This is a genomic window from Pseudomonas antarctica (genome assembly GCF_900624995.1).
Classification (GTDB): Bacteria; Pseudomonadota; Gammaproteobacteria; order Pseudomonadales; family Pseudomonadaceae; genus Aquipseudomonas; species Aquipseudomonas antarctica.
In genome coordinates this window covers 1-8,180 of record NZ_UYXQ01000153.1, presented here as the reverse complement: position 1 = coordinate 8,180, position 8,180 = coordinate 1, and the positions used below count along the sequence as shown (strand labels likewise).

Sequence of the window (8,180 nt, the reverse complement as noted above, 5' to 3'; positions counted from 1 at the left end):
CGACCGTGTCGTCGACCTTGTCTTCGCGTGATTGGATATGCAGTACTGGCGCAGTATCTGTTGTTGATCCGTGGCGTGTCTGAAGGCTGTGCTGTGCTTCGTGAGGTGAGTGGACTTGCTCAGAGCGGTGCAGAACGTCTGCAGGAGCGTGGCTTGGCTGAAGGTGGTGCGGATCGTCTGCAGGAGCGTGGCTTGGCTGAAGGTGGTGCGGATCGTCTGCAGGAGCGTGGCTTGGCTGAAGGTGGTGCGGATCGTCTGAAGGGCAACAATGCATAACTGCGCACCGTTCGCGGGGCACCCCAAACCGGCCTGATCAGCCGGTTTTTTTCGTCTGCGATTAATGCAGGTTACGGTCTATCCACAACACCGCCTTGCCGATCTGTTGCCGGGCCTCAATGCGCGCATGGACCTGCTGTACAGTCGCAAGGCTGTAATGCCCCTCAATGTCCACCGTCAGCGCCCCCTCAAGCATCACTGCGAATACCGCATTGGCACGCCGTTGCACGGTCGCCCCATCGGCCATGTGGTCGGCCAACCGTGGTCGGGTCAAAAACAGTGAGCCCCACGTGTCTTGCCATTTGCACCAGCAACTGGCCGATGCTGCCGGACGCGGCGTGAATCAGGCAGGTGCTGCCCGCGTGCAAACGGGCAACATCGTCCATCAAGTCGTGCGCGGTGCAGCCCTGAAACATCGCCGCCGCTGCTTGATCGAAGCTAATAGCGTTGGGGATCTGTGCGATTTTTCCGGCAGGCACATTGGCGTATTCGGCATAGGCGCCCCAGGCAATGCACCAGGCCACACGGTCGCCCACGGCCAGGTGACTCACGCCCAGGCCGACTTCCACCACCACACCGGCGCCCTCCATGCCCAAGGTGCACGGCAGGCGCGCCGGGTAAGTCACTGAACTGGCGTATTTGCCCTGGCGCGTATGAATGTCCATGCAATTGATCCCGGCGCAGGCCACTTTGACCAGCACATGGCCCGCCGTGACCTGGGGTTTGGCAGCGTCGTGGCGCAGGTGGGCGCGGTGGTGTTGCCGACCCTGGTGGGTGATCACGACTCGCTGTTGGTCCGGTTACCCACGGCCAGCAGTATGCGTCCGGCCAAGTCATCTATTCAGCCCCGCAAAGCCAAGACATGGTGTGCACTTAAATTTAAGTGGGCACCAGTTCTAGCCTTTTAAGCGGGTATTTCATGTAGCCAACACGCCGTTCGTATTCCAAATCCTTCAAAGCCCAGTTCATTCAAGAGTGTGCCCAGCCCGGCGCTTCGATTGCCAGCATCGCGCTCAGCCATAGCCTCAGCGCAAACCTCGTCCACAAATGGATTCGGGTGCAAGCGCAAAAAAGCACGGTGCTGGAACCTGCATTTATTCCGTTCCACATGCCGCTGGCCGCCGCAAATTCGCAAGTTGCATCGCCAAATATCAGCGTTGAAATCCAGCACTCGCGTGGCACCGTCAAAGTTAATTGGCCAACTGAAAATGCTGCCGCCTGCGCGACCTTTCTTCGAGACTTGCTGCGATGATTCGCATCGACTGCATCTGGCTCGCCACAGAGCCGATGGACAGGCGCGCAGGCACCGAAACAACGTTAGCCAAGGTGATCGCGGTATTCGGGACGGCGCAGCCGCACTGTGCTTATCTTTTCGCCAACCGCCGTGCCAGTCGCATGAAAGTGCTGGTGCATGACGGCTTTGGAATATGGTTGGCGGCACGCCGGTTGAACCCAGGCAAGTTCCACTGGCCTGGCATTCGCCATGGTTCTGAAATGGAACTGGATACCGAGCAACTTCAGGCATTGGTGCTGGGTCTACCATGGCAACGCGCAGGTTCTGGAGGCTCGATCACACTGCTTTAACGGCTGCGATTAGCCTATCGATCTACCGCCGCGAATTGCCTGCTCTGGCAAAATCGACTCCATGACTTCGCGACCCAATCGCGACCACTTGACCCCTGAACAACTGCGCGCCTTGGCGGCGCAGTTGATGCAGCGTGTCGAGACGCTTGACCACCAGGTCGACACGCTGGGCAAGACGGTCGAAACGCTGGGTAAAACCGTTGAGACGATGGGCAAGAAGATCAACGGCAATCAAACGGTGATCGAGAAACTGACTCACGAGATCGCTCAGCTCAAGCGCTTGAAGTTTGCCAAGCGCAGCGGGCAAGTGAAATCGATCAGTTGCTACCGCATAGGTGGCAGCCAGTTTAATCATGCAAGGCGTGATGCCCGGACGCATGCTGTTTAGCCTCTTCGTATCAAACACTTGAATACATAGCATTGTAACTGCCTTGCCTTCAACCAAAGGCCTCTAGGGCAAAGTCTAAGAAAGTTCGCAGTTTGGGCGTCATTAGCCTGTCCTGAGGATAAAGAACGTGCAGCGGCCGTGTAGGTACCGCAAAGTCTGGGAGGATCTTCTTCAACTGACCGCGGCGTAATGCAGCCTCAACCAGCTCTACTGGCTGCATCAAGATGCCCATACCGCCCAGGGCAGCAGCAAGAAGTCCTTCTCCACTATCGATCATCAACCGGCCGGATATGGGTACTTCAATGCGCCCTTCTGGCCCTTCGAAAAGCCAATGCGTACGCAATGCGGTATGAGAGAAGCCTAAGCACTCATGGCGCGTTAAATCTCTGGGGTGGCCGATATCGCCATGACGTTCGAGATAAGCTGGAGCCGCACATAGCACTAAGCGATACGGCGCCAAGACACGAGCAATCAGGGCGCTATCTGCAAGGTTGCCGACTCGGAAAGCGATATCGTATCCATCGTCCACAATGTCCACATTACGGTTAGAGAGCGTTAAATCAATCTGCACTTGCGGGTGACGCTCAAGGTAAATAGGTAGCTTTGGCACAAGAGCGCTGATGCCAAACGTCGCAGGTGCGCTGATGCGAAGCCGACCGCGTGGCTCCGACCTGGTTTCGGCTACCAAAGAGTCGGCGAGCGCTACCTCGGCAAGAATGATCTTTACCCGCTCGTAAAAGGTGCTCCCGATGTCAGTAAGGCTCTGCCGCCGGGTCGTACGATTCAAGAGCCTGACCCCCAGCTCCTCCTCCAGTATTAGGATGTTTTTCCCAACCAGTTGTGGCGACATGTTGAGGTCAATACCTGCCGCTGCAAAGGATCCGAGCTCAACTGCTTTGGCAAATACGCGCATGCTCGTCAGTCGATCCATTCACAACGCCACGTTTTCAATGAGGAAACAGATGTGCAATTTATCACGGTCTTGGCGCGAGATACTCTGTACTCACGGATTATAACGAGCTGGGCCGATAGCTCGATAACGCAAGATGTGTGTGGAATCCTTACTCCCATCCAGCGCCAATGTTGAACCTGTATTCTGGCTAGCGCCGCTCAGGGTTGGACTACCATCAGGGGCTCACTCTGTCGCTATCACTCTGAAGAGACAAGACATGACCGTTACCGAAAACAAAGCCCTAATGAATCGCTTTGTAGACTTTATCAATACTGCCGATGCTGCCCTGGGTGAGCAGCTTGTATCACCCGATGCAATCTTCTACGTTCCCGGCCGTCCAGCCCCCCTGAGAGGTCAGCAGGGCTATCTGGAGATCATCGCGATGATGCGCGCAGGCTTTCCTGATATCCAATGGACGCTTGATGAGACAATTGCCGAGGACGATAAGATCGCGGCTCGGTTCACAATGCGCGGCACTCATCAGGGCGCTTTCTTCGGTGTGCCTGCAACAGGTACAAAAATCGCCGTTCAGGCGCTGAATATCTACAAGTTCGCGAAGGGCAAAATCGTCGAAGAGCGCGGCCAGCCCGATTTGATGGGTCTGATGCAACAAATTGGTGCGTTTCCCCACTAAGATATCACCGGAGTCGGGTAGATGGCTTCGCCGGACGGTTACGTCGAATGGACACTTACGTCAATTCCATGCAAATGGCTAGTCAGGTCGAATGCAATTGGATGGGAGTCTGAGCAATACCCTAACTACGCCAGGTGAGTTGGCCGAACGCTTACGGCCAGCGACGGGCCGATGCGCGCTATCGGGCTGACGGTGTACCCGGATCTGCGCCGTTCGCGGTCGGTGAAGGCAGTGATGGAATTTTTAGTGGGGTGCATTGAGGGCGAAAATCAGTGTATCCGTCCGGTGAAGTCATCTACTCAGCTCAGCAAAGCCCAGGCATGGCTTGCACGTGAATTTTCGGGGGGACTCCCTTGCCCTAGCGTCAGCCGCGTGGATCTACCCGCACATTACCCGTACCGGAGGAATTTCTATGAAGCTAGTTGAGATCAGTACGTTTATTACTCGGTGGCCATTGCTGGGCTTGGTGCCCCCAACCGCTTGGCTTGTTTCTCAAGACTGTGAAAACCAAATTTTGGCCTTGCTGGCAAGTCTTGGTGCGGGTTATCGGCGCCATGGAGACTGTGCCATCCACGAAAGCGCCGTTGTGGAGCAAGGGGCTGTGCTGAAAGGCCCGATTATCATCGGCGAAGGATCATTTGTGGCGGCGGGAGCTTACCTACGTGGAGGCGTTTACCTCGGCAGCAATTGCATCGTTGGCCCATGCTGCGAAATGAAAAGCAGCTTCATGCTCGGTGGAAGTAAGCTGGCACACTTCAACTTTGTCGGCGACTCGTTGATCGGCGAGGGCGTGAATATTGAAGCAGGTGCAATAATTGCCAATTACCGTAATGAACTGGATGGTGCAGATATCAAAATCCGCCATGGTGACAATGTGATCGTGACGGGAGTAAAAAAATTCGGTGCCTTAGTCGGTGACGGCTGCAAAATTGGAGCAAACGCAGTCATTGCTCCCGGCGCTCTACTACGGCCAAACACCCACGTTCCACGTCTGGGGTTGATTGACCAGTTCGCCTACGATTAAGTGGCGCCAACTTTAGAGCTGGTCACGCTCAGCATCGTAAATGCGGCTTAGCTATAAGCTCTTGCGAAAGCCCTCGTATGGAAGCTTAATTATTTTGGACTAACTTCCATCGCAATCGTCCCGCGATTACACGTGGCTTAGTTAAATAGGTGCCCACCTATGCGGCAGCAATGCCGTGATGTCACTCGCCCGCTGCGTAGGCAGGCGGGTGAGAACATCTTTTAGATAGGTGTGCGGATCATGACCATTGAGCCGCGCAGACTGGATCAAGCTCACGTTGGCATTGATGCCGTGATGGATGGCTACGCTGGAAATCGTCGCTCCAGGTTGCAGGCATTCCTGGACGACCTGGGCTTTGAATGGTTTGGGGTAAGAGCTTCGTTGGCGCATGGAAATCCTGGCGATAAGGGCGATCGCGTCCGCTTAAAAATAGTAACCGTCCGAGCTACACCGCCTTGAAACTCAGACCTTAATCTCCTTCAACCACTGATTGACGCGCTCCCATTCAAAAACCGTTGGATCGAAGGTGCTGCCATGCCACTCCAACATGTCGTCATGCTCTGGGTGGTTGGGGTCTGCCATCGCTTCAAGGAAGTCGGCATAACCTGGCCCACCACCGATATCTTCCGGCGGGCAAGCATTGGCGCCGTCGATGCAATACGGCACCTGAGGACATGCCACAGCGGGTAATTTCTTTTCAACTTTGATTCGGTGATCCCAGCCATCGCCGAAGTCATAGAGGTAGCGGAACGTCCTTTTCCCGTTCAACGCTTTGATCAGGGTTTTGCGGGCATCGGAGTTCACGGGTGGGCCCCCTCCATCGGGGTCGGGAGTGCCGTAATTCTCTCCGGCAATTTCAAATTCATGCAGATGCCCACCTTCCCAGCCCATCGCGAACTGGATCACCGTGTGCAATTTGCTCAAAGTAATGTTCTCGGGTACCGCCACGCGGCGCCAGATGGCAGGTTCGATCCATTTCAACTCAATGTGCAGTAGCAATAAATCAGGCTCGGGTTTTAGCAAGCGAACATTTTTGGCCATGGATCAGGCAGCCTCGCAGAGTTCAGTAAGTGTGAGAGAAACGTTCCAGGGCAGCAGTTCGTCGACCCGATTGATCGGGTAGTCGGCGATGCGCTCCAGCACGTGTGTCAAATAGGCTTGCGGGTTCAGGTCGTTGAGCTTGGCCGAACCCACCAGGCTGTAAATCGCAGCTGCTCGTTCTCCGCCGGCATCGGAACCGGCAAACAGGTAGTTTTTGCGGCCCAGCGCGACGGCGCGCAGCGCCCGTTCGGCGGCGTTGTTGTCGATTTCGATTCGGCCGTCATCGCAGTAGCGCGTTAAAGCCTGCCACCGGTTGAGGGCATAGAGGATTGCACCGCCCAATGTCGATTTTTTCGACAGTTGAGTTAGCGTCTGGTTAAGCCACACGTGCAGGTGCTCCAGCAGCGGACTTGACCGACTTTGCCGAACCGTTTTTCTATGATCTGGCGGTTGTCCTCGGATCTCGCTTTCGATGGCATACAGGGCCGCAATCCGTTGCAGCGCCTCGCCAGCAAGTGGTGAAGCCTGGTCTTTGTAGACATCGTAAAACTTGCGGCGGGCGTGAGCCCAGCAGGCGGCTTCCTGAATGGTGCCTGTCGCATACAGCTGAGCAAAACCGGCGTAGCCGTCAGCCTGCAAAATCCCGCTGAAGCTCTTGAGATGAGCACGCGGATGTTGCCCCTTGCGATCCGGCGAGTAGGCAAACCATACAGCCGCCGGCGTCGTGTAACCGGCAGGCCGGTCGTCGCGCACGTATGTCCATAGGCGAGCCGTTTTGGTTTTGCCGTTGCCCGGCGCAAGTACACCAATCGGCGTGTCGTCGGCATGGACTTTATGGCCGCTCATGACATGACGCTCAAGGGCGTTGATCAGCGGCCTGAGCAATTGACTGCTCTGGCCGACCCAGTCGGCCAGAGTTGAGCGCTCCAGATCCACGCCCTCACGGGCGTAGATCTCGGATTGTCGATACAGTGGCAAATGGTCAACAAACTTGGAGACCAGCACGTGGGCCAATAGCCCAGGGCCTGCAAGGCCTCGGGCTATCGGGCGATTCGGCGCCGGTACCTGAGCGATGTGCTCGCAGCAGCGGCAAACCCACTTGGGGCGAACATGGCGGATCACTTTGAAACGCGCTGGGACGTACTCCAGCACCTCAGACACATCCTCCCCCAAATGGCGAAGTTTCCCACCGCAACCAGAACACTGTGATTCGGGTTGATGGACGTGGATTTCGCGAGGCAGGTGTTCAGGCAACGGCTTGCGCCGAGAGACGACGTGAGGTGTCGGTTCGATTGGCGGTGTCAGTTCAGTCTGACTGACTTGCAACTCTTCAAGGCTCAACTGGAGCTGGTCGATCATCGCTTCCAGTTGCTCGGAGCTGCGACCGAACTGCATACGACGCAGCTTGGCGATCATCATTTTCAACCGCTCAATCTCTGCCCGCTGGGCAGAGACCAGAGCCTTCAAGGCTTGAAGATCGTTAGGCAGGGAGTCGGTCGCGAGAGTCATGACCGAATGTTACTGGGGATTTTTTCAGCGTGGCAAGTCAGACCGCGAGGACGGGTGCTGTACGAATTGGCCTGCGCCAATCAATGCCTTCCAACAGCATCGACAACTGCGCAGTCGTCAGCGACACGCTGCCGCTGGTTGCTTGCGGCCAGACAAAGCGTCCTTGCTCCAGCCGTTTGCAAAACAGGCACAACCCGTCGCCGTCCCACCACAGCAATTTGATCCGGTCACCGCGCCGTCCGCGAAAAGCGAAAATCTGACCAGAGAACGGATCAGCTTCCAGTTGGGTCTGCACCAATGCCGCTAAACCGTCGAAGCCACGGCGCATATCCGTGATGCCGGCGGCGATCCAGATACGGGTTCCAGCGGGCGGGGCAATCATCGTAGTAACTGCTGCAAGACGAGTTGCACCATCTGTGGATCTGGCGTGCCCGTGATACGCAGCGTGGCTTTTCCCATCTCAACCACGATCTCGGAATGCGACTCAAGCTGTGGCTGGACGACTTGCGGTAAAACCGTTGGCGCCTCGATCACCTGGACAGGCAAAAACGTTGCGCTCTGGCTGACGGGGCCGAATAACCCTTCTTGATATTGATGCCGCCAGCGAAAGACCAGGTTGGCATTGACGTCATGCTCGCGAGCGATCAGCGACACGGAGGCGCCAGGCTGGAGGGTGGCCTCGACGACTTGGCGTTTGAACTCCGACGGGAAGTTAGGACGGCGGCCGGTTCGACGGGCGGGGGCAGTTGTATCCAAGATAGTGTCCACTAAA

Annotated in this window: 9 protein-coding genes and 5 pseudogenes; 6 read left to right on the top strand and 8 right to left on the bottom strand. The window is 56.3% G+C overall.

The features are described from left to right. Positions 1–27 precede the first annotated feature (27 nt). The gene (locus tag E0F99_RS27415; RefSeq protein WP_130909042.1) at positions 28–276 is read left to right on the top strand and encodes a hypothetical protein; all 249 of its coding nucleotides are present in this window, start codon (positions 28–30) and stop codon (positions 274–276) included. 61 nt (positions 277–337) lie between these two features. On the opposite strand, the pseudogene E0F99_RS27410 reads toward E0F99_RS27415, so the two are convergent. Continuing rightward, positions 338–1,058: pseudogene (locus E0F99_RS27410) on the bottom strand (alcohol dehydrogenase catalytic domain-containing protein). Positions 1,059–1,216: 158 nt separating this feature from the next. Between E0F99_RS27410 and tnpA (E0F99_RS31325) the strand changes: the two are divergent. From tnpA (E0F99_RS31325) to E0F99_RS27390, 3 genes and pseudogenes are all read left to right on the top strand, one after another. Further along, a pseudogene (gene tnpA, locus E0F99_RS31325) lies at positions 1,217–1,528 on the top strand (IS66-like element accessory protein TnpA); the annotation flags it as partial. Then, positions 1,525–1,860 carry an IS66 family insertion sequence element accessory protein TnpB gene (gene tnpB, locus E0F99_RS30160; RefSeq protein WP_156795356.1) on the top strand — a complete coding sequence of 112 codons (336 nt, stop codon included), beginning with the start codon at positions 1,525–1,527 and terminating at the stop codon, positions 1,858–1,860. The pseudogene tnpA (E0F99_RS31325) and the gene tnpB (E0F99_RS30160), both read left to right, overlap by 4 nt. A 61-nt stretch (positions 1,861–1,921) precedes the next feature. Further along, positions 1,922–2,170 (top strand): annotated as a pseudogene (locus E0F99_RS27390) (IS66 family transposase); the annotation flags it as partial. 127 nt (positions 2,171–2,297) lie between these two features. On the opposite strand, the gene E0F99_RS27385 reads toward E0F99_RS27390, so the two are convergent. Continuing rightward, positions 2,298–3,179, bottom strand: coding sequence for a LysR family transcriptional regulator (locus E0F99_RS27385; protein ID WP_083358972.1), 882 nt, complete (start codon positions 3,177–3,179; stop codon positions 2,298–2,300). Positions 3,180–3,417: 238 nt separating this feature from the next. On the opposite strand from E0F99_RS27385, the gene E0F99_RS27380 reads away from it, so the two are divergent. Together E0F99_RS27380 and E0F99_RS27370 are read left to right on the top strand one after the other, a co-directional pair. Continuing rightward, a complete protein-coding gene (locus E0F99_RS27380; RefSeq protein ID WP_083358973.1) occupies positions 3,418–3,834 on the top strand; it encodes an ester cyclase in 417 nt (138 codons plus the stop codon). 412 nt (positions 3,835–4,246) lie between these two features. Then, positions 4,247–4,858, top strand: coding sequence for an LbetaH domain-containing protein (locus E0F99_RS27370; RefSeq protein ID WP_083358974.1), 612 nt, complete (start codon positions 4,247–4,249; stop codon positions 4,856–4,858). A gap of 141 nt (positions 4,859–4,999) precedes the next feature. On the opposite strand, the pseudogene E0F99_RS30745 reads toward E0F99_RS27370, so the two are convergent. From E0F99_RS30745 to tnpA (E0F99_RS31320), 6 genes and pseudogenes are all read right to left on the bottom strand, one after another. After that, positions 5,000–5,140, bottom strand: a pseudogene (locus E0F99_RS30745) (transposase domain-containing protein); the annotation flags it as partial. A gap of 6 nt (positions 5,141–5,146) precedes the next feature. After that, positions 5,147–5,248: pseudogene (locus tag E0F99_RS30925) on the bottom strand (transposase); the annotation flags it as partial. Between the two features lie 72 nt (positions 5,249–5,320). Continuing rightward, positions 5,321–5,899, bottom strand: coding sequence for a plasmid pRiA4b ORF-3 family protein (locus tag E0F99_RS27360; RefSeq protein WP_083358976.1), 579 nt, complete (start codon positions 5,897–5,899; stop codon positions 5,321–5,323). Positions 5,900–5,902: 3 nt separating this feature from the next. After that, a complete protein-coding gene (gene tnpC / locus E0F99_RS27355; RefSeq protein WP_083358977.1) occupies positions 5,903–7,408 on the bottom strand; it encodes an IS66 family transposase in 1,506 nt (501 codons plus the stop codon). Positions 7,409–7,445: 37 nt separating this feature from the next. Continuing rightward, on the bottom strand, positions 7,446–7,790 hold the full coding sequence (tnpB, locus tag E0F99_RS27350) for an IS66 family insertion sequence element accessory protein TnpB (protein WP_083358978.1): 345 nt from the start codon (positions 7,788–7,790) through the stop codon (positions 7,446–7,448). After that, positions 7,787–8,180, bottom strand: a 394-nt coding sequence (tnpA, locus tag E0F99_RS31320) for an IS66-like element accessory protein TnpA (protein ID WP_130909041.1), incomplete at its 5' end; no start/stop codon positions are given. The genes tnpA (E0F99_RS31320) and tnpB (E0F99_RS27350), both read right to left, overlap by 4 nt.